This window comes from Burkholderia sp. WSM2230 (genome assembly GCF_000472445.1).
In the GTDB taxonomy this organism is placed as follows: domain Bacteria; phylum Pseudomonadota; class Gammaproteobacteria; order Burkholderiales; family Burkholderiaceae; genus Paraburkholderia.
The window spans coordinates 172096-192417 of sequence record NZ_AXAJ01000012.1; the positions used below are offsets into that span (position 1 = coordinate 172096).

The window sequence follows — 20322 nt, forward strand, 5'->3', positions numbered from 1 at the left end:
AGGCGGGAGAGGCGGGAGAGGCGGGAGAGGGCGCCGCCGCGGGGCCGCGCCGCGGGCAGGCTCGGGGCGGCGATCAAACGCCCCAAGCCGCAAAGACTCTCTACGACACCCGCCCGCGATTGCGCGCGAGGCTCAGCACCAGCGGCACAAAAGCCAGCACGAAGCCGACCAGCGCCCACATCGGCAGCGTCAGGCCGAGAATCGGCGGATAGGCGGTTTCGCACAACCCCGCGACCTTGAATACGCCCGGCAGCCAATGCGCGGGCGGCAGGCTGTCGACGACCGGCTGCAGCGCGTCGAAGCCGCAGCTAAAGCCCGGATTCGCCTGTACATACACGTGCCGCACGGCGGTCACGATGCCGGCAAGCGCCGACAATGCCGCCATGACTTCCAGCAGACGCACGCCGCGCCAGCTGTTGAATCGCGCGCCCAGGAACGCGAAGATCGCGATCAGCAGGAAGAAATAGCGCTGGATGATGCACAACGGGCACGGGTCTTCGTGCCTGAAGTACTGCAGATAGAGCGCGCCGGCCACGAGGCCGACGCAGATCAGGCCCAGCAGGACCAGCAGGGAGCGCTCGCGGCGCAACATCGCGTTGTCGTTGTTCATGGATCGTGTGGCTGTCGTATAGCTGTGGTGTGGCTGTGATGTTCCTGCCAGTAAGCAAACAGGGCGGGTGCCCGCGATTCTAGCGCGAACCCCCGCCCCCACGACGCCATGCGCGCACGCGCGCCTCGATGCCGCAGGCCCGTTAGCGAATCGCGTTGAGCACCGCTTCGGCGCCGCGGCCGATGGCGAGCAGCGCGTCGTCGGCGTGCGGCGCGCCCGCCAGCATCAGGCCGACCGGCGCGTCGCCGCGCAGATGGCACGGCAGCGACAGCGCGCAGGCGTCGAGGAAATTGAACACGCCCGGATTGCGCAGGATCAACGCGTTAGTGCGGCCGAACAGGTCGTCGTCGGCAACCAGTTCGGCGACGCGCGGCGGCACCACCGGCACGGTCGGCGCCACCACGGCGTCAAAACGCTGCCACAGCGTGCGCGCGGCTTCGGTCAGCATCGCCTCGCGCTCGGCGAGCAGGTCCAGATAGTCGGCGGCACTCGCGGGTTGCCCCTTCAGAATGCGCACTAGCACGCGCGGATCGTATTGCTCGCGATGCTTGTCCAGCAACGGCCGATGCCATGCATACGCCTCGATCGGCGAGAAGCCGAAGCGATTAATGTCCGGCAGACGGTCGAGCGGCGCAAAGCGTACCTCGCTGACAATCGCTCCGGCCGCTTCCAGGTGCTTGAGCGCGGTGTCGATGGCGGCCGCGACCGCGGGCTCGACGTCGTCGGTGACATAGTTCGTCAGCACGCCGAGCCGCACGCCTTCCAGCGGGCGCGCGGCCGGCACGCGCGGCTCGAGGCCGGCCAGCATGCGGTCCACCAGCGCGCAGCACGCAACCGAAACGCCGATCGGGCCAAATGAATCGAGCGTCGACGAAAGCGGCACGCCGCCTTGCTTCGGAATGCGCGCGGCGGTCGGCTTGAAGCCGGTCAGGCCGCACAGCGCGGCCGGAATGCGGATCGAGCCGCCGGTGTCGGTGCCGAGCGCGACGGCGGCCATGCCGTCCGCGACGGAAGCCGCCGCGCCCGACGACGAGCCGCCCGAAATCCGCTCGTCGCCCTTCACGTCGCGCCGGTACGGCGACAACGGGTTGCCGTAGTGCGGATTCAGGCCCAGCCCGGAAAACGCGAACTCGCTCATATTGGTTCGTCCGACGATCACCGCGCCCGCGCGTTTCAGGCGCGCGACCGCGACGGCGTCCTGTTTGGCGGGCGGTGCGTCGGCGAGCACCGTCGAACCCGCGCGGGTGGGCTGGCCCTCGATGTCGAACAGGTCCTTCACCGACACGGGAATGCCCGCGAGCGGCGACAGCACGGTGCCGGCTGCGCGCAGGCGGTCGTGCGCGTCGGCGGCCTGGCGCGCGCCGTCGGCGTCCACGTGCATGAAGGCGACCGCGCCCTGGCCGGCCGGATCGGCGATGCGCTCCAGCGCGGTTTCGACGAGCGCGCGGCTCGTGGTGCGTCCCGCGGCGAGGTCGGCGGCGAGCTGGGCAAGCGGCGGGAAGGGCGTGAATTCGGTGGCCATGGTGTGGTTCGATCCGTTTGACTGGGTGAAGCCGCCTGGGCGTCGTTGCTGAAGCCCACCAAAGCGGCCAGGTTCGATGCGTGTCCGTCAGATGCGGTTGAAGAGCGTGGCGCGGAATGCCTCGATATGTTTCTGCACCGAGCGCCGCGCGCCTTCTGCGTCGCGCTCGCGCAGCAGGCGGAACAGTTCGAGATGTTCCTCGTGCACGTCTTCCAGATGATGCGGCTCGGAAAGCGAAATGAACCAGAAGCGCAGCGAGCGCTCGTGCAGCCCGCGCAGGATGTCGGCGAGCACCGCGTTGCGCGAGGCGGCCGAAATGGCCAGATGAAACTCGCGGTCTATATCCATCATGCCTTCTATGTCATGCGCGGCGACGCAGACGGCCGAGCGTTCGAGCAGCGCCTGCATCGCATCGTAGTCGTGCTGTTGCGCGTGGCGCGCGGCGAGTTCGACGCAGTAGCTTTCGTTCACAAGCCGCACGTCGATGATAGCCAGCACGTCGTCGAGCGAAACCGGGCGGACCATGATGCCCTTGCGCGGCATGATGGTCAGCATTCCTTCGTGCACGAGCCGGTGCAGCGCCTGATGCACCGGCGTCCTGCCGATGCCGGTCAGCGCCATCAGCTCCGCTTCGTTGAGCACTTCGCTCGGCCGCAAACGCATGGTGATGATCTCGCGCTTGACGAACGCATAAGCCTGTTCGGCGAGACTCGCGTTGGCGGTCGCGCGGGTAGGCCTCGGAGGGCGGGCGGTTTGCAAAAGCGTCATGTGAAAAAGGAGCGGACGGGGTTCGTCCGCGCATTGTAGAGCAAGGTAGAACGAGGTCTTGGGCGCGCGAGTGCGGGCAAGTGCGGGCGGCGGCCCGGCGTTGCAGAGGCACGCCGCGACGCGCTCACGGACTCACGCCCGCCCGGGCACCCCCGCTGCGGCGTGCTGCACTTTCACGCGCGGCATCATCAGCGTGACGAGGCCGCCCACGATCAGCGCGCCCGCGATCAGCACCAGCCCGAACGTCACGCTATGCGTCGCGTCCTTGACTATGCCGAGCACATACGGACTGACATAACCGGCAAGATTGGCAATCGAGTTGATCACGGCGATGCCCGCGACGGCGGCGGTGCCTTGCAGGAAACTCGTCGACATCGACCAGAAGATGCCGAAGCCCGCCAGAATCCCGATATACGCAATCGACAAACCGGTCACGGCAAGCGGAATCGAATTCGTAACCGAGGCGCTGCCAAGCAGCCCCGCCGCGCCGATAAAGCAGCACACTGCATAGTGCCAGCGGCGCTCGCCGGTGACATCGGAAGAACGGCCAATCAGAATCATGCCGATGCCCGCCGCCAGATACGGAATCGCGGTGACGAAGCCGTTGGTGACCAGGTTCGTCACGCCGAGGTCCTTGACGATTTGCGGCAGCCAGAACGAGAAGCCCGCATTGCCGGTGACGAGACAGAAATAGATCAGCGTGAGCAGCCAGAAGCGGCCCGAGCGCAGCGCCACCGCGAGACTATGCTCGGCGCCTTGCGCAGCGGCCGCGGCATTTTCGCGGGAGAGGCGGGTGAGGATCACGCGCTTTTCGTCGGCGGTGAGCCAGGCTGCCTCGGCGGGCGTGTTGCGCAAGACCGCGAGCGCCCAGAAGCCGGCGAGAATCGACGGAATGCCTTCGATCAGGAACATCCACTGCCAGCCGCGCAAGCCATGCGCTTCGTGCAGCGCCGACATCAGGAAGCCCGACAGCGGCGCGCCGATAATGCCGGCCACCGGAATCGCCGCCATGAACACAGCGACCATGCGCGCGCGGCGGTCGGACGGAAACCAGAAGGTCAGATAGAGCACCACACCCGGCACCAGTCCTGCTTCAGCGACGCCAAGCAGAAAGCGCAGCACGTAGAACATCGTCTCGCTGCGCACGAACATCATCAGGCACGACAGCAGGCCCCACAGCATTGTGATGCGGGCAATCGTGGCGCGCGCGCCGAACTTCTTCAGCAGCAGATTGCTCGGCACCTCGAACACGAAATAGCCGAAGAAGAATATCCCCGCGCCGAGCCCGTATGCCGCATTGGAAAGACCGAGGTCGCCGGTGAACTGCAGCTTCGCATAACCAATGTTGACGCGATCCAGATACGAGAGCACGTAGACGAGAAACAGGAACGGCATGATGCGCCACGTGATCTTGCGGATGGCGGCGGCTTCCAGCGAGGCGTCGGTGGACGCGTCGGCGGCGAAGGGCGAAGGGTTGCTCATGAATGCCTCGTTCGACAATGGCTCATTCGACAATAGATAAGGCGCGCACGCGATACGCGTGGCGCAGCGTGCGCTTCAGGACGGGGTCGTGCAATTCGAGTTCGAGCGCGTCGCCGTCGGCCATCCCGGCAATGCCGCCTTGCACCGCGAGCGTGCCGCAGAACATGGCCGCGCCCTCTGCGAGCGGCGCGCGCGCGAGCAGGTCGGCGGCGGACAGCAGCGACGCGACGCTGCCCTGCTGATAGACGCGCCGCGCGCCGTTCGCGACGGCAAAGGCACGCAATTCCAGTTGATCCCAATGGTCGCGGACGTCGTCGAAAAGCCAGGCGCCACGCGCGACGGGTTTCGGACACACCTGCTTGGAGACCGTCACGCCATAGGCTTCCACTTCGCGGTCCGTGTGGTCCGAACCAACGGTGACGAGCAGGCCGGCGTCCGACTGAACCAGCACGCATTCGGCCTCGCCGCTCGATTTTGCGCCCACGACGTCGATCTGTTCGGCTTGCGTGAGCAATTCCGAGCCGAGGCGATAGAAGCACGGTGTCGTGGACGGCCGCTTCACGCCCAGTTCGGCCAACTCCGCGATGTGATGCTCGATGGCCGCCTGGTCGCGGCCGGCCCAACCTGCAATGGTCAGGCGCTGCACATGGATGACTGCGGCGCGCGCGGCGCCCGAACGTTCTTCAATCTCAAAAGACAGCTGCTGCATCAGTCGGCTCCATAAAATATGCGGCAAATATTATTGTGATATTTCACAGGCGTCCAGCGTGTCAAAAAAGATTTGCCGGCCGCGGGTCGTCAGCGGGCTCCTGCATGCGGTGACGGCCGCGGCGTTTGTTACACTCTTCGTGGACATTACTTTTTGTAAGGAAAGGGCGCATGCACGAAGGAATCGGCTTCATTCAGGATCTGGCGGTCGTGATGGCGCTCGCCGGCGTCGTCACCGTGCTGTTCCATCGCCTGAAGCAGCCGGTGGTGCTCGGCTATATCGCGGCGGGCGTGATCATCGGTCCATACACGCCGCCGTTTCAACTGATTCACGACGAACAGACCATCAAGACGCTCGGCGAGTTGGGGGTCGTGTTCCTGATGTTTTCGCTCGGCCTGGAATTCAGTCTGCGCAAGCTTTTCAAGGTGGGCGCGACGGCCATCGTCGCGGCCCTTTCCGAAATCGTGCTGATGCTGTGGCTCGGCTACGAGATCGGCAGTGCGTTCGGCTGGAGCCCGATGGACTCGCTGTTCCTCGGCGCGATCCTCGCCATTTCGTCGACGACGATCATCGTCAAGGCGCTCTCCGAACTCGGCTTGAAGCGCGAGAGTTTTGCGCAGCTCGTGTTCGGCATTCTGATCGTCGAGGACATTCTCGCCATCGCAATGCTCGTGCTGCTATCCGGCATTGCGCAGACGGGGCAGTTGAGCGCGGGCGTCGCGGTCGTCACGCTCGGCAAGCTGTTGCTGTTCATGACGGTGTCGCTGGTGGTGGGCATTCTCGTGGTGCCGCGCGCGCTCAATTACGTCGCGCGCGCCCGCAGCGACGAAATGCTGCTCGTCGCCGTGCTCGGCTTCTGCTTCGGGTTCTGTCTGCTTGTCGTCAAGCTCGATTACAGCATTGCGCTCGGCGCGTTTCTGATTGGCGCGATCATGGCCGAGTCGCGGCACCTGCATCGTATCGAGCATCTCATTGCGCCGCTGCGCGACGTGTTTTCGGCGATCTTTTTCGTGACCATCGGCCTGATGCTGAACCCGGCGGTCCTCGTCGACTACGCGTGGCCGATCGCTGTGATCACGGTGGCGGTGATCATCGGCAAGATCATGTCGTGCGGACTCGGCACCTTTCTCGCGGGCAAGGACGGTCGCACGGCAATGCGCGTGGGCATGACGGTTTCGCAGATCGGCGAGTTCTCGTTCATCATTGCGTCGCTCGGTTTGACGCTCAAAGTGACGAGCGCGTTTCTCTATCCGATTGCGGTCGCCGTCTCGGCGTTGACGACGCTCTTCACGCCCTACCTGATTCGCGCCGCCGATCCGCTCACGCGGCGTTTTGCGCGCGTGCTGCCGCGCACGCTCGTCAACGTGTTCGGCATGTATAGCCAGTGGTTGAGCAGCCTGAGCACCGGCAGCGGCGAGCCGACGCTTTTCAGCATGACGCGGCGAATCATCCTGCAGATCGCGGTGAATCTCGCCCTCGTCGCCGCGATTTTTCTGATCGTGTCGTACGGCGCGCCCTACATCAGTGGCTTGCTCACACATTGGGTCAGCGCCGAGCCGCTGCAGCGCGTAGTGCTGTGGAGCGCCGCGTTGCTCGTGTCGATGCCGTTTCTGGTGGCCGTTTATCGCAAGACGAAGTCGCTCGCGCTGTTGCTTGCTGAGGTGAGCGTGCAGCCGGCGACGGCGGGGCGCTTCACCAGCGCGCTGCGCTATGCGATTGCCGATCTTGTGCCGGTGGTCTGCATGGTCGGCGTTTTTCTACTGGTGGCGGCGCTCTCGGGCGGCATCCTGCCGCCGACCGGCCTGCTTGCCGCAGTGCTGATTTGCGCGGCGCTGCTGCTCGCGCTCGTCTGGCGCTGGTGCGTGAAGATTCACGCGGCCATGCAGATTGCGCTGCGCGAAACTTTCGACGAACAGCCTGATCCCTAAGTTTGACGGAACTGGGCAGCGCGGCCGGACAATGTGAGCAATTGTGTGCGCGTTTGCCCGCCTGGGCACGCTGGCGGATAATCAGGGCATATTCATTCGTTCGCGTGAAAGGCGCCTGTCCGACAGTCATGAGCGAAAACAAACCTGAAAACGCCGGTCAACCCGGCAGTCCACCGCCGCCTTCGGCATCGCCGGCAACGTTGCCAACGTCCGTAACGTCCGGTACACCGCCCGTCGAACCGGCGGCTTCGTTACCCCTCTCGCATGAAGATGCTATTCAGTCGCCGGTAAAGGATCCGCTGGTGTCGACCGCGGCACCGTCGACTGGCGTTTCAGGTGCGTCTGTTTCCGGTCGGCCTGTAGGCGCGCCGTCCGGCGCGTCGGAGGCGGCTGCGAGATCGTCGACTGACGCGCCCGGGAGCGCGTCCGCGGTTACGCCCGCCGACAGGCGCTCGGCCCAGCAACGCGATGCGGCCGAAGCGCGCAGTTCCGCAGCCGCCTCGGTCGCGAAGCAGGAAGCGGCTGTTCATGAACGCGATGCGCGCTCGGCGCGCGGCCGCGAAGCGGCGTCCATGCCGCCCGCGCCAACCGTGGCCCCCGCCCAGTCTTCACCGCCGCGCAGCGCGACGCCGCTCACGAGCGAGCCGATTGAAGGCGAACTGGTCGCCTCGACCGATGAAGTGCTCGCCGCCGAGGACGCCGCGGAAACCACTGCGCGGCCCGCCGGCGCGCCGCCGCCCGGTTTCGGCGCTGCCCCGGATTTCAGCGCGAGCAACCCGCCGCCGCCGAATGCGTTGCCGCCTTCGCCTCCGCGCTATCTGAAGCAGACGGATTCGGCGTGGTCGGTGTTTGGCCGTATCGTCGCTGCGCGCGCGCGTCAGATCTTCGACCGCGCGGGTCAGCGGATTACGCAGCGCACATTGCGCATCGGCGTATCGGCGCGCATCTTCCACCCCGAGCCGGGCGCGAAGGGGCTGCGCGGCAAGACGCTGCAGTACCTGGAGGAGTCGATTGCGCATTGGGTGATGTCGCGCGACGTGCTGGTGTTCATGATCCCGACGGTCGGCCATCAGGGCATGCTGCATCCGAGCAATATCCGTTTGCGCGATTACGCGAAGCATCTTGATGGCCTGCTGCTGCAAGGCGGCGCGGACGTCTCGCCGCAGTCGTATGCGGAGACCGCGACACGTCCCGAATGGCCCGGCGACCGCGTGCGCGATATGTACGAGCTCGAACTGCTGCATGAATTCATCGAGTCGGGCAAGCCGGTGCTCGGTGTGTGCCGCGGCTGCCAGCTGATCAACGTGGCGTTCGGCGGCACCTTGTATCAGGACATTGCCACCGACGTGCCGACCGCCGGCGCGCACGTCAACGAAGACTACGATCAGCACCGTCACGCGATCCATTTTCCGGACGGCTCGACGCTCGCCAACATGTTTCCGGCGCGGCGCGATGCGATCGTCAACTCGATCCACCATCAGGCGGTCAAGACGCTGGGCCGCGATCTGAATATCGAGGCGGTCTCGGCATCGGACGGCATCATCGAAGCAGTGCGCTACCGGCGCGCGCCATTCGTGATGGGCGTGCAATGGCATCCGGAGTTTCATCGCGCGGGCGGGCCGGAGTTGCTGGATTGCACGCCGCTTCTCGACACGTTCTTGCGAGTGGCGCGCGAAACGCGGTTTTAGAGGAGGTGGCGGGAGGTCGCGTTGGTGTTTGCGCTGGCCTTGGTGTTTGAGTTTGGCCGGGCGTTCGATTTTGCCTTCAGGTCTGCATTTGCGTCGGAAACGCGGCGCACGCTCTGGAGTTCCATTCGTTGAGGCGCCGCTGTGCAAGCGGCGCTTTTTTTTGCGTTGTCCAAAAAATGCTTTTATTTTGGGACAAGCTCGCGTGTCATCTGATTCGTACACCGTAGCTTTATCTCGATTTAAAGTCCATTTTTGCGACGCTTCAATGCTTCGCTTAAGCACTAATCCGCGCGATAATCCAAGGCTGTTTTATGGATCCGCAGGGAGCATGCAGGTATGAAGCACCCCTTATCTTTACGGCGCGCCATGCTGCTCGCGACATCGTGCGCGCTGTTGCAGCATGGCGGGTTCGTGCTGGCCGCGCAAGGCGAAGAGGCCGCGCCGATGGTCGGCACGCGGCCAGCCATGAACTCGCTGACGCCGCAGCCTGTCGCCGACGCGCTGCGCGAGGCGGCGCTGGCGTCGGCCCCGTCTTCGTCATCGTCGTCTTCGTCTTCCTCGGACACGGCAGCGGAAGCGCAAGGCAACGTCGCCGAGTTGATGCAAATGATCCAGGACGCGAGGCTGAGCGAACTGCGCACTACCTACAACGGCAGCTACGGCGCGAGCCTGTTCTTCTATCCGCGCGAAGTGACGTACTACATCGCATTGTTCCAGGACAAGCATTTCTGGCGGGTGATCAAGTCGGCGGATGCGGGCCGGGCTGAGGCGATCTACGCGGGCTTCGTGCAGCAGACCGCGCAACTGTCCGAGGTGGAGATTCAGCGTACGCTGCTTCAGGCGCAGAAGTCGTACATTCAGGACGTGATTGCATTGTCCGAAGAGCGGGCGAAGCGCTTGCAGGCTGACCTGGAAGTCGCCCGCTCGCAGCAGGCGAAGGTCAACGACTACCAGCGTCAGACACAAAACGAAGCGGCTGTACTACGCGAAGAGAAGGAGCGCGCACAGGCGCAACTGAGGCAGGTGCAGGGGCAGGTGATGCAGTTGCAGCGGCAAACGGAAATGGGTTTGCCAGGCCAGAAGTAAAAGCGTTCGAAGTACGAAGGAAGCCCGATCGATGGTCGGGCTTTTTTGTGCGGCGGATCGCCCGGCTACTTGATGAATTGATCCGGGACTTCGGTCACGCGGCGCTGCGAGAGACGGTTCACCCACTGCTGGCCGTTGTGCGGCGACGAAGTCGCAAACGATGGCGGCTGCTCCTGTTGCGTGCGGCCCTGGCTTCGGATGCTGGCGCTGAGGTCAACGGACGCGTAGTCGTCGGTGCCCAACAGCGACGGCGCGAGCGGAGAGTAAGAGCCGGCAACCGACGGTTTGACGAACCGCCGCGATGCAGGTGAGGGCACTGGGAGGCTCACTGCGTCGCCGGCTGCGTTGTGCGGATGGCGCAATGGGTCGATGCTTGCAAGAGGTCGTTCCGTGTTCCGCCGATGGTCGCCGTTCCCCGCGACCACTTGCTTCGGGGTGCGGCCGATTGGCGCGATTTCCGGTACATGCGTCCTGGCCTGTTTTGCGGCCTTTGCTTCTGGTGCGGTCTCTCTGGTAAACATCTTGCGAGCGGGAGCTGGCGCAGCGTGGCCAGGCCGCGCGGACGAGCTTGTACTCGTGGCTTTTGCGTGTGCGGCTTCGCCGGTTGTTTTGGAAGCGTCGGTGCCAGCGTGCAACGGCGCTTGTGCAGTTGTCGTATCGCGCACGGCAACGGTGCCATGGGCAGACCCGGTGTCATTGCCGTCAGGCTGATGAGAGGCGTCATGATGACGAGGCGCCAGCCACGCGAGCAGCGCGACGCCGCCCAGCGCGCAGGCGGCGCCCGCGAGCATCCACCATGGCACGACCGACGCGCGAGGCGCATGCCGCTCAGCGTCGGACGCATACGTTGCCACGGGTGCAAAAGTTTCGGGCGAGGCGGGAGCTTCTGCGCGGGCCGAGGTCTCTGCTGACGGAAGCCCATTCGCCGAAGCGGGATCGATCAAAACCGCTGAACCCACCGAACCCACCGAACCGACCGAACCGACCGAACCGACCGAACCGACCGAACCGACCGAACCCACCGAACCCACCGAACCCACCGAAGACTCCAGCGCCTTCGTTTCACCCGAGCCGCCCCCAAGCGACATGCCCCGGCCGATCGCCGACGCGACCCCAACAGGCGCCTCTGAGTGAGTACGCCGATTTTCCGGCGCGACCCATCGGCAGAATGAGCGGATCGGCTGTTCGTCCATGTTGAATGTTTTGAGGACCGCGCCATAAAGGCCGTGCAGCCGTCTGTCCAGGCAGTAGCCTGGCGCGAGCAATGCCCACCCGCCGCCAAACGGCGCCGGCACATCATTGAACGGGCGCGAGCGCGGCAACGCCATCGCGCCTTCGACTACGGTTAACGGGGTGGTCGCCATCGCTCTTTTCCAGCGCCTCGGCAAAGGACGCCGCCTGGCATTCGTGGGTCGGCGACGAAGGCCTCGGAGTGCTACGCAAAAACGCTTCTCGCGTGCGTGGGAGCGCTACGGCGCAGGAGCGAGTAGCTCGCGCGCATGAGCGCGCCCGGACGCATCAGCGCCCAGGCCGCAAAGCCATCGTCGGGAAAAGAAGATGATGCGACGGAACCGAAGAGGAAGGGCTGTGACACTTCCCAAAGTGCGAGGCGAAATGTCCGAGATGACAGCAGTCGAGACCCAGATCAAACGCTCGACTTATCCAGTCGATAAACATAACGCAGAGCAGTGATATCCACGCCGCCCATCCGGTCCGGCTCCGCGCCGACGAACTGCCAGCCTTGCCTTTCATAAAAGCCCATTGCCGGCAGATTACCTTCGAGCACGTACAGATACAGTTGCGTCTCCCCTTGCGAGCGAGCCCAGTCTTTGGCGGCGCGCATGAGCAGCTTGCCCGCGCCGATACCCTGATAGCCCGGCAATGCGTGCAGGTTATCGAGCAGCGCGCCCCACGCGGACCCGGGCTGGCGCTCGACGCATACGAAGCCGATCGGCTCGTCGCCCAACATCGCGATCTGCACCATGCGCCGCTCGCTGCCCGGCGCTACCATGCGCGCCTTCCAGTAGGCGGCGCGTTCTCCGGTGACCTCGCCGTCCAGAAAAGCGTCGGGCAGCAGGCCGCGGTAAGTGGCGCGCCAGCTCGTACTGTGAATCGAAGCGATCAGCGCGGCATCCGCGACGGTGGCGGGGCGCAGCGACAGGGCGGGGGTGGTCTGCATCGGGAAAATGACCAACGGAAATTGCTTCGCCGCCATTCTAACGGTCGTGAGCGGCGGGGTCGGTTGTAATGAAAATGTAGGAAATACGCAACAGTGCCATCGACGGTAACATGGCGTGGCGCGGCTTTCGGCGGCGTCAACGTTTACCCTGATATCGCCGGAATCCGTTCACTTGCAGAATGCAGCGCCCCCGGCGCGGCCTGCTCTGCAGCCTCCCGCTTACCTGTGGCATCCGCCAGTTCGACGAAGCGGACCGTTTCATCCGCCAGATCGCCGCCGGCCGCGCGGCGTGGGCCTATCAGGGAATGTCAATGTCAACAGCGTCACACGCCATTTCTTCGTCGGAAGAATCCAAAGTCAAGACAGTGTTCCGCGTGGTCAGCGGCAACTTTCTTGAAATGTACGATTTCATGGTCTACGGCTATTACGCATCCGCGATCGCCAAGACCTATTTCCCGAGCGGCAGCGAATTCGCCTCGCTGATGCTTTCGCTTTCGGTATTCGGCGCGGGCTTCCTGATGCGGCCGCTCGGCGCCATCGTCCTCGGTGCGTACATCGACCATTACGGCCGGCGCAAGGGGCTGATCCTCACGCTCGGTCTGATGGCGCTCGGCACGCTGACGGTGGCGTCCATTCCAGGATACGCGACCATCGGCCTGCTCGCGCCGGTGCTCGTGCTGTTCGGCCGCCTGCTGCAGGGTTTTTCGGCGGGTGTCGAACTGGGCGGCGTGTCGGTGTATCTGTCCGAAATCGCCACCAAGGGGCACAAGGGCTTCTATTGCGCGTGGCAGTCGGGCAGCCAGCAGGTCGCGGTGGTGTTCGCCGCGCTGCTCGGCGTGATGCTCAACAAGACGCTGCCCGTGGATCAGATGAGCGCGTGGGGCTGGCGCGTGCCGTTCCTGATCGGCTGCCTGATCGTGCCGTTCCTGTTCCTGATTCGCCGTTCCCTGAAGGAAACCGAGGAATTCTCCGCGCGCAAGCATCGCCCAGGCATGGGCGAGATCATGAAAAGCATGGCCGCGAACTGGGTCACGGTGCTGGGCGGCATGGGCATGGTCATCATGACGACGGTGTCGTTCTACATGATCACCGCCTATACGCCGACCTTCGGCAAGGAAGTGCTGAAGCTGTCGGCAATCGACACGCTCGTGGTCACCGTCTGTATCGGTTTGTCGAACCTGATCTGGCTGCCGCTCGCGGGCGCGCTGTCGGATCGCATCGGCCGTCGTCCGGTGCTGCTGGCCTTCACGGCGCTCACCATCGTCAGCGCTTATCCGGCGCTGCAATGGCTCGTCGCCGAGCCGTCGTTCGCGCGTCTGCTCACGGTCGAGCTGTGGCTGTCGTTCCTCTACGGCAGCTATAACGGCGCCATGGTCGTCGCACTCACCGAAGTGATGCCGGTCGAGGTGCGCACCGCGGGCTTCTCGTTGGCCTACAGCCTTGCGACGACGATCGGCGGCTTCACGCCGGCCATCTCGACGCTGCTGATTCATTCGACCGGCAACAAGGCGGCGCCCGGGCTCTTCCTCGGCGTGGCGGCAATCTGCGGGCTGATCGCGACGCTCGTGTTGTACCGCACGCCTGAATCGCGCGATCAATACAGGAGCGCGTGATTTGCAATTTGAGCTCGCGGTGACTGTAGTCGGCGCAAAAGAAAAACCCCGCGAATGCGGGGTTTTTCTTTGCTGGTACGCGCCGGCGCTTCAACTCATGCGCCGTTGCTGAGGTTAGCCGCCAGGCGCGAGTCACGAGCCAACGCGCCATGGGCCGCGAGTGACGGGCCGCCAGCCACCCTATCCGCTATCCGCGTCGCAACCCTTGCGCTACCGCTTCCACCACCTCACGCCACGCGCCTGGCCGCGGCTGACGCAGCAGCTTCGCATTGGCGTACCAGGCGCTGCGCGTGTCGTCGGGATACCAGCGCCAGTCGGGCGCGAACGGCAGCATCAGCCACAGCGGCTTGCCAAGCGCGCCGGCCAGGTGGGCGATCGACGTATCGATCGAAACGACCGCATCCAGCCGCTCGATGATCGCGGCAGTATCCGCGAAGTCGCCGATCCGCTCGTCGAAGCGATGAATCCACCGCGCGCGCGGATGCGCGTCCAGCGCGGCGCGCTCCTCTGCGCTGAGATTGGGCTGCAGCACAATCCAGTCGATGCCTTCGAGCGCAAAAAGCGGCTCGAGCGCGGCGAGCGGCATCGAGCGCGTTTCGTTCTGCTGCATCCGCCCGGACCACGCGAGTCCGATCTTGTGCCTGGCCTGACCGCCCAGCGAGCCGCGCCATTTGCGCCGGTAGGCGGGCGGCGCGCTCAGGTAGGGCGTATGCCCGGGAATCGTGGCGGGCGTCGTGCCAAGCGTGAGCGGCAAGCTCAGTAACGGGCATTGCAGGTCGGCGGCGGGGCGGGGCGCGCCGCGCGCGACGAGCGTCACGCGCCACGCCTTTGCAACCGGCTCGAGGAGCGGCACGAGCGGCGGCTGCACTTCGAGCACAACGCGCGCCGCACGCTGCGCAGCGAGCGGAATGAAGCGCACGAACTGAAGCGTATCGCCGAAACCCTGTTCGGCATGGATCAGCAGTGTGCGCTCGGGGACCGGCTCGCCGTGCCAGCGCGGCAACGTCTCGATAGCCGGTTCTGCGACGGTTTGCAGACGCCATTCGTATTCCGGCAGCCCGCGCGCGAAATCGCCCAACGCGAGCCACGCCAGCGCGCGGTTCATATGCGCGGCCGCGAGATCGGGCTGCAGGCGCAACGCCTGATCCAATGCGCGCACGGCAGTGGCGTGCGCGCCGAGCGCCTGGTGCGCGGTGCCGAGGCTCAGCCAGGCGAGCGCGAATTGCGGATCGAGACCGACCGAGCGTTCCAGGTACGGAATTGCCTGCGTGTGACGCCCGAGCGCGGCCAGCGCATTGCCCATGCCGAAGATGGCGGGCGGCAGATTCGGCTGCAATGCAAGCGTGGCCTCGAACGACGCCACGGCTTGCTCGTGACGGCCGGTGGCGTCGAAGGTATTGGCGAGATTGAAGTGCGCGGCAACGAAGCGCGGCTCCGCGGCCAAAGCGGCCTGGAAGCAGGGGATGGCTTCGTCCGCGCGGCCGAGCGCATTAAGCGACATGCCCATGTTGTTGAGCGCGCCGGCGTGGCCGGGGCGCAGTTCGAGCGTGCGCCGGAACGACGCGATGGCTTCTTCGTGACGCCCGAGCGCATGCAGGGCGTTGCCGAGATTGTTGTGCGACGAGGCGTCTTCCGGTTGCAGGAGCAAAGAGCGACGGAATGCGTCGGCGGCGTCGTCGTGACGGCCCGCCGCCGCATACGCATTGCCGAGGTTGTAGTGCGCCATGGGAAACGACGGCGCGAGCGTCAGCGCGTTGCGAAACTGCTCGATGGCTTCGTCGATCTGGCCTAGCGCCTTCAGCGCATTGCCGAGGTTCAACTGCAGCGCGGCGTCTTGCGGACGCAGATTGACCGCGCGCCGCACCAGCTCGGCGGCTTCGGCGTGCTGGCCCTGCTGATGGCGCAGCACGCCCAGCAGATGCAACGCGTCGACGTGCGCGGGATTGCCGTCCAGCGTCGCGCGGTAGCCGCGTTCGGCGTCGTCCAGGCGGCCGTCACGATGCGCCGCAAAAGCGCGGTCAAAAACAGGTTGCATGACGGGGATGGTGTTCGGGTGAGGCAAAGGCCGCATTTTCCCACACTCGCGGGGAGGCGCTCCGGTTTGACCAGGTTCCGGGGGCTCGTCTAACATGTGAACATCTATTCACATGTGTGTCGCCATGATTCCTCTTACGGCTTGTGCGTTATCGCCGGCGGACGTGGATTCGCGCTCCGCGGACACCATCGTGCCGCTCGCCGATCTGTTCCGGCTGCTCGGCGATCCGACGCGGCTGCGCATTGTGCTCGCTTGCGTCGACGAACGTCGTGCCGTGGGTGCGATTGCGGACGAGCTCGGTTTGTCGCCGTCGCTCGTCAGCCATCATCTGCGGCTGCTGCGCGCGGCGCGAATAGTACGGGCGCAGCGGCAGGGCAAGCAGGTGTTCTATGTCGCCGCCGACCGCCACATCAGCGCGATGCTGGCCGGCATGCTCGAGCACGTCGCCGAGCCTACCCGCGACGACGTATTGGATCTGCCATGAAGAAAATCGAAGCGAGAGAAGACGAGCACGCGTCGGTGCGGCTGGATGCGCGGGACAGCAGGGGGGAAGGCCAAGGCCATAGCCACGCCGACGGCAACGAACCTGGGTACGGCCACAGCCACGGCCACGACCACGGCCACGACCACGGCCACGACCACGACCACGACCACGACCACGACCACGACCACGACCACAGCCACGGCCACGGCCACGGCCACGACCACGACCACGACCACGACCACAGCCCCAGCCCCAGCCCCAGCCACAGCCACAGTCACAGCCACAGTCATAGCCACAGCCACAGTCACAGCCACAGTCACCACGCCCACGCCCCCGTCGCCGGCCACGGCTTCGCGTTCGCGCTGGCCGTCGCGCTGAACGTCGCGATCGTCGCCCTTCAGGCTCTGTACGGCGTGCTCGCGCACTCCACCGCGCTGCTCGCCGACGCCGGCCACAATCTCTCCGACGTGCTCGGCCTGCTGCTCGCCTGGGGCGCCGCGTGGCTCGCCACGCGCCGTCCTTCCGCGCGCTACACGTTCGGCTACGGCAGTTCGTCGATTCTGGCTTCGCTTGCCAACGCGGCACTGCTGCTGTTCGCGTGCGGCGGGATCGTCGCCGAGGCGGTCGGCCGCCTGATGAACCCGGCGCCCGTCGCGGGGCTTGCGGTGTTCGTCGTCGCGGGCGTCGGCGTGGTCGTCAATGGAATCTCCGCGTGTCTCTTCATGCGCGGCCAGAAGGAAGACCTGAACATTCGCGGCGCGTTCCTGCATATGGCTGCCGATGCAGCTGTGTCCGCGGCGGTGGCAATCAGCGGCCTCGTGATTCTCTACACAGGCTGGACGTGGCTCGACCCGCTGATGAGCCTGCTGGTGGTCGGGGTCGTCGTCTACGGCACGTGGGGCCTGTTGCGCGACTCGGTGCGCCTCGCGCTCAATGCGGTGCCGCCGGGCGTCGATGTGCAACGCATTCGCGACTATCTCGCCGGCCAGCCCGGTGTCGAGGACGTTCACGATCTGCACGTGTGGGCGCTGTCGACGACCGGCAATGCGCTCAGCGCGCATCTGGTGATGCCGGCGGGGCATCCCGGCGACGAGCGGCTCGACGGCATCGTGCTCGCCCTGCGCGAACGCTTTTCGATGCAGCATGCGACGCTGCAAGTGGACCTCGGCACGACCGATCATCGATGCGCGATGGATTGCCCGCCCGCCGCGCACTGAGCGCACGGAAGCGGCAGGCCAAAGCGGCACACTGAAGCGGCACATCAAAGCGCACTAAAACACACCGCAGCCCACGACACGCATCGCCCCGCACCGCGGCGCCCGCATTCGCCACGCTCACGCTCACGCTATGCGCGATACGCCTCGCAATCGATGCAGCCCGCCGTCCGGCGCTCGGGCGCGGGGCGTACACTAGAGCGCACTGTGGTCTGCGGAGTTTCGCATGGACGCTGCTGCTGACAATGCATCGCCGGTGCTGATCGTCGGGGCGGGGCCGACCGGGCTTGCCGCCGCCATGAGTCTCGCGCGCGCTCATGTGCCCGTGCGCCTCATCGACCGGGCGATGCAGCCGAGCCCCTATTCGCGCGCCATCGGCATTCAGGCGCGCACGCTTGAACTGCTGGAGCAGCATCGGCTCGCCGAACGCTTTCTCGAACTAGGCCATCGCGCGCGCGTGGCCAATCTGTTTTCTAACGGCATGCGGCTCGCGCAGCTCGATTTCGATCCGCTGCACACGCGCTATCCTTATCTGCTGTTTCTCGATCAGTCGGTGACGGAACGTCTTTTGACCGAGCACCTCGCGACGCTCGGCGTGACGGTCGAGCGGGGCGTCGAACTCACCATGTTCTCGCAAGGCTCGGTCGGCGTCCAGGCGACGCTGCGGCGCGCCGACGGTCACACCGAAACGCTGCGCCCGTCCTGGATGATCGCCGCCGATGGCGCGCACAGCATGATCCGCCACGGTCTCGGTCTCAACTTCGAGGGCAAGACGCTCGAGCAGACATTCCTGCTGGCCGACGTTCACGCCGAAACCGATTGGCCCGACGACGAATTTCATATCTTCGCTTCCGGCGAAGGCCTCGTCGCGCTGTTTCCGATGGGGCACGGCCGGCATCGGCTGATCGCCGATCACGCGGTGCAGCCTGCATCTGCACCTGCCGCTCCCGCGCCGCTGTCGCCGGTGGTGCTCGGCGAGCCGCCGCTCAATCGCGTCCGCGCGCCGTCGCTCGAGGAGTGCAAGGCGCTGCTGGCGAGGCGCGTGCACGAACGCGTCGACGTATCGGAACTCGCGTGGTCCTCGTACTTCCATGTGAACAGCCGGATGGTGGAGCGTCTGCGCGTTGGCCGCGTGTTCCTCGCCGGCGACGCGGCGCATGTGCACAGCCCGGCCGGCGCGCAGGGCATGAACACCGGCATTCAGGAAGCGTTCAACCTCGGCTGGAAGCTCGCGCGTGTGCTCAAGGGCGCGGCGCCCGACCGCCTGCTCGACACCTACCATGTCGAACGGCATCCCATCGAGCGCGAGGTGTTGCGGCAAACCGGCTTCATCACGCAGATGGCGGAAGCCGATCATGGGCCGCTCAAGTTGCTGCGCGAGCGCGTGATGCCGGTCCTCGCCGCGCTCGGTCCGCTGCGCGACGCCGCGCGGCTCACCATCAGCGAGCTGTCGGTCCAATATCGGCGCAGTCCGCTCACGCTGGAGCGCGTGCTGGACGGCGGGCCGCGAGCGGGCGAGCGGGCGCCGGATGCGGTGGTGCACGTCGTCGACGGTCCGCTGGGATGCGCGCCCGGCATCGGCTGCCTCTACGATCTGCATGACCCCGCGTTTTTCTCGCTGTTCCTGCTCGTGCCGCCTTTGCCCGTCGACGGCAAGCCGCTCGATCCGGACGCGAAGCATGAGCCGCCGCCCGACGCCGAACTCGAGCGTCTTGCCGTGGAAATGGAGCGCTTGTTGCCCGGCGCCGTGCGGATCTGGCGCGTGACGGACACGACCGGCGACGGCGGGCCGTCGCTAGCGGAGTCGTATGGACGCACGCGGCCGTCGTTCTATCTGCTGAGGCCGGACGGCTACATCAGCGCGCGCGGGCGCACCGGCTCGGACCTGAACGGGCTGCTGCGGCACTGCGAAACGTGGTTCACCGCGGGCGGACAGATACCGGAGCAGACGGCGGTGTGAGGTGAAGTGGATTCCGACGCGACAGCATGACGACGTAGGGCGTCGAGCGGCGCCGCAGCGCGGCCTTCGCTTGCCGCTGCACTGCATGCAGCCGCGTCTGTGCCGCACGCCAGGCTTCCAGCAGCCTGTGCGGCAGCGACGCCGCAGGCCGCCGCGCCGCAAGTTTCAGACGAGAGAAGCCTCCGCAGGCGCGAGACGCTCGCGGTTTTTGACAAGCGCCTCCCTGACGATCGCCGACATCTCGATGCCGCCCGTCTGCGGCGTATCGAGCGACGCCAGCAGCGCGCGCCGCATGCGCGGCTCCCAGAAGCGGCGGATATGGTCGGCCACGCCCGCGACGGCTTCATCGTGATCCGGCATCGAAGCGAAGAAGTCGCCGATGCGGTTCGCCATGTCGATCAGATTCCGAGTGTCCATGGCTCGCCTCACTTACCCGATGTCGCGNTGGCCAGCTCGCGCTGCCNCAGCAGTTCNAGTTGCTCGGCATTGAAGCGCGAGTACTGNTGCTGCCACTCCGACGGCTGTTCGACCGGCATCACCTGCACCGCCGTCACCTTGTATTCCGGACAGTTGGTGGCCCAGTCCGAGCTATCGGTCGTGATCACGTTCGCGCCCGATTCGGGGAAGTGAAACGTCGTATAGACCACGCCCGGCTGCATCCGCTCGGTGACCTTCGCGCGCAACACGGTTTGCCCCGCGCGCGATTCGATGCCCACCCAGTCGCCCGTCCTGATGCCGCGTTCTTCCGCGTCGTGCGGATGCAGCTCCAGCCGGTCTTCGTCGTGCCAGCGCGAGTTCTCCGTGCGGCGCGTCTGCGCACCCACGTTGTACTGCGACAGGATGCGCCCGGTNGTGAGCAGCAGCGGGAATTTGCGCGTGACTTTTTCCGGCGACGCGATGAACTTCGTAATCACGAACCTGCCCTTGCCGCGCACGAAGGTATCGACGTGCATGGTCGGCGTGCCGTCCGGCGCCTCTTCATTGCAAGGCCACTGGATGCTGCCGAGCTCGTCGATCTTCCTGTACGACACGCCGTGGAAGGTC

The 20322-nt window shown here is 65.6% G+C and carries 17 protein-coding genes; 7 read left to right on the top strand and 10 right to left on the bottom strand.

Annotated elements, in window-relative coordinates:
- Positions 1–100: 100 nt before the first annotated feature.
- The 5 genes from A3AC_RS0122055 to A3AC_RS0122075 all read right to left on the bottom strand — a co-directional run bounded on the left by A3AC_RS0122055 (position 101) and on the right by A3AC_RS0122075 (position 5091).
- On the bottom strand, positions 101–610 hold the full coding sequence (locus A3AC_RS0122055; RefSeq protein WP_025601450.1) for a disulfide bond formation protein B: 510 nt from the start codon (positions 608–610) through the stop codon (positions 101–103).
- A gap of 142 nt (positions 611–752) precedes the next feature.
- A complete protein-coding gene (locus A3AC_RS0122060) occupies positions 753–2132 on the bottom strand; it encodes an amidase (RefSeq protein WP_025601452.1) in 1380 nt (459 codons plus the stop codon).
- 87 nt (positions 2133–2219) lie between these two features.
- Positions 2220–2900 (bottom strand): GntR family transcriptional regulator, encoded by a 681-nt coding sequence (locus A3AC_RS0122065; protein ID WP_025601453.1) that lies wholly within the window; start codon positions 2898–2900, stop codon positions 2220–2222.
- 132 nt (positions 2901–3032) lie between these two features.
- Complete coding sequence (locus A3AC_RS0122070; RefSeq protein WP_025601455.1) at positions 3033–4382, bottom strand: MFS transporter; 1350 nt, start codon at positions 4380–4382, stop codon at positions 3033–3035.
- A gap of 22 nt (positions 4383–4404) precedes the next feature.
- Positions 4405–5091 carry a DUF2848 domain-containing protein gene (locus A3AC_RS0122075; RefSeq protein ID WP_025601457.1) on the bottom strand — a complete coding sequence of 229 codons (687 nt, stop codon included), beginning with the start codon at positions 5089–5091 and terminating at the stop codon, positions 4405–4407.
- A 170-nt stretch (positions 5092–5261) separates the two neighbouring features.
- Between A3AC_RS0122075 and A3AC_RS0122080 the strand changes: the two genes are divergently transcribed.
- The 3 genes from A3AC_RS0122080 (at position 5262) to A3AC_RS0122090 (ending at position 9793) form a co-directional block, all read left to right on the top strand.
- Positions 5262–7019, top strand: a complete 1758-nt coding sequence (locus tag A3AC_RS0122080; protein ID WP_025601459.1) for a cation:proton antiporter — start codon at positions 5262–5264, stop codon at positions 7017–7019.
- A gap of 128 nt (positions 7020–7147) precedes the next feature.
- Entirely contained in the window at positions 7148–8707 is a 1560-nt protein-coding gene (locus A3AC_RS0122085) for a gamma-glutamyl-gamma-aminobutyrate hydrolase family protein (protein WP_025601461.1), read from the top strand.
- Between the two features lie 336 nt (positions 8708–9043).
- Positions 9044–9793: a DUF2968 domain-containing protein gene (locus tag A3AC_RS0122090; protein WP_025601463.1), complete on the top strand. Its 750-nt coding sequence runs from the start codon at positions 9044–9046 to the stop codon at positions 9791–9793.
- Between the two features lie 65 nt (positions 9794–9858).
- On the opposite strand, the gene A3AC_RS0122095 is transcribed toward A3AC_RS0122090, so the two are convergent.
- Both A3AC_RS0122095 and A3AC_RS0122100 read right to left on the bottom strand, forming a co-directional pair.
- Positions 9859–11157 carry a hypothetical protein gene (locus A3AC_RS0122095; protein WP_025601464.1) on the bottom strand — a complete coding sequence of 433 codons (1299 nt, stop codon included), beginning with the start codon at positions 11155–11157 and terminating at the stop codon, positions 9859–9861.
- 281 nt (positions 11158–11438) lie between these two features.
- Positions 11439–11972 carry a GNAT family N-acetyltransferase gene (locus tag A3AC_RS0122100; protein ID WP_025601465.1) on the bottom strand — a complete coding sequence of 178 codons (534 nt, stop codon included), beginning with the start codon at positions 11970–11972 and terminating at the stop codon, positions 11439–11441.
- A gap of 311 nt (positions 11973–12283) precedes the next feature.
- Here A3AC_RS0122100 and A3AC_RS0122105 point away from each other — a divergent pair, with 311 nt between their 5' ends.
- Positions 12284–13585, top strand: coding sequence for an MFS transporter (locus tag A3AC_RS0122105; protein ID WP_025601467.1), 1302 nt, complete (start codon positions 12284–12286; stop codon positions 13583–13585).
- 187 nt (positions 13586–13772) lie between these two features.
- Here the strand turns inward: A3AC_RS0122105 and A3AC_RS0122110 are convergent, their stop codons facing one another.
- Entirely contained in the window at positions 13773–15620 is a 1848-nt protein-coding gene (locus A3AC_RS0122110; RefSeq protein ID WP_025601469.1) for a tetratricopeptide repeat protein, read from the bottom strand.
- A gap of 124 nt (positions 15621–15744) precedes the next feature.
- On the opposite strand from A3AC_RS0122110, the gene A3AC_RS0122115 reads away from it, so the two are divergent.
- From A3AC_RS0122115 to A3AC_RS0122125, 3 genes are all read left to right on the top strand, one after another.
- The gene (locus A3AC_RS0122115) at positions 15745–16104 is read left to right on the top strand and encodes an ArsR/SmtB family transcription factor (protein WP_025601470.1); all 360 of its coding nucleotides are present in this window, start codon (positions 15745–15747) and stop codon (positions 16102–16104) included.
- Positions 16101–17321: a cation diffusion facilitator family transporter gene (locus tag A3AC_RS0122120; RefSeq protein WP_025601471.1), complete on the top strand. Its 1221-nt coding sequence runs from the start codon at positions 16101–16103 to the stop codon at positions 17319–17321. The genes A3AC_RS0122115 and A3AC_RS0122120 overlap by 4 nt, the downstream gene beginning before the upstream one ends.
- Before the next feature lie 223 nt (positions 17322–17544).
- Positions 17545–19278 (top strand): FAD-dependent monooxygenase, encoded by a 1734-nt coding sequence (locus A3AC_RS0122125; protein ID WP_025601473.1) that lies wholly within the window; start codon positions 17545–17547, stop codon positions 19276–19278.
- Between the two features lie 165 nt (positions 19279–19443).
- On the opposite strand, the gene A3AC_RS0122130 is transcribed toward A3AC_RS0122125, so the two are convergent.
- Positions 19444–19695 carry a formate dehydrogenase subunit delta gene (locus tag A3AC_RS0122130; RefSeq protein WP_025601474.1) on the bottom strand — a complete coding sequence of 84 codons (252 nt, stop codon included), beginning with the start codon at positions 19693–19695 and terminating at the stop codon, positions 19444–19446.
- An 8-nt stretch (positions 19696–19703) separates the two neighbouring features.
- Positions 19704–20322: molybdopterin oxidoreductase family protein (locus A3AC_RS29470; protein ID WP_332261488.1), on the bottom strand; the 619-nt coding region annotated here is incomplete at its 5' end.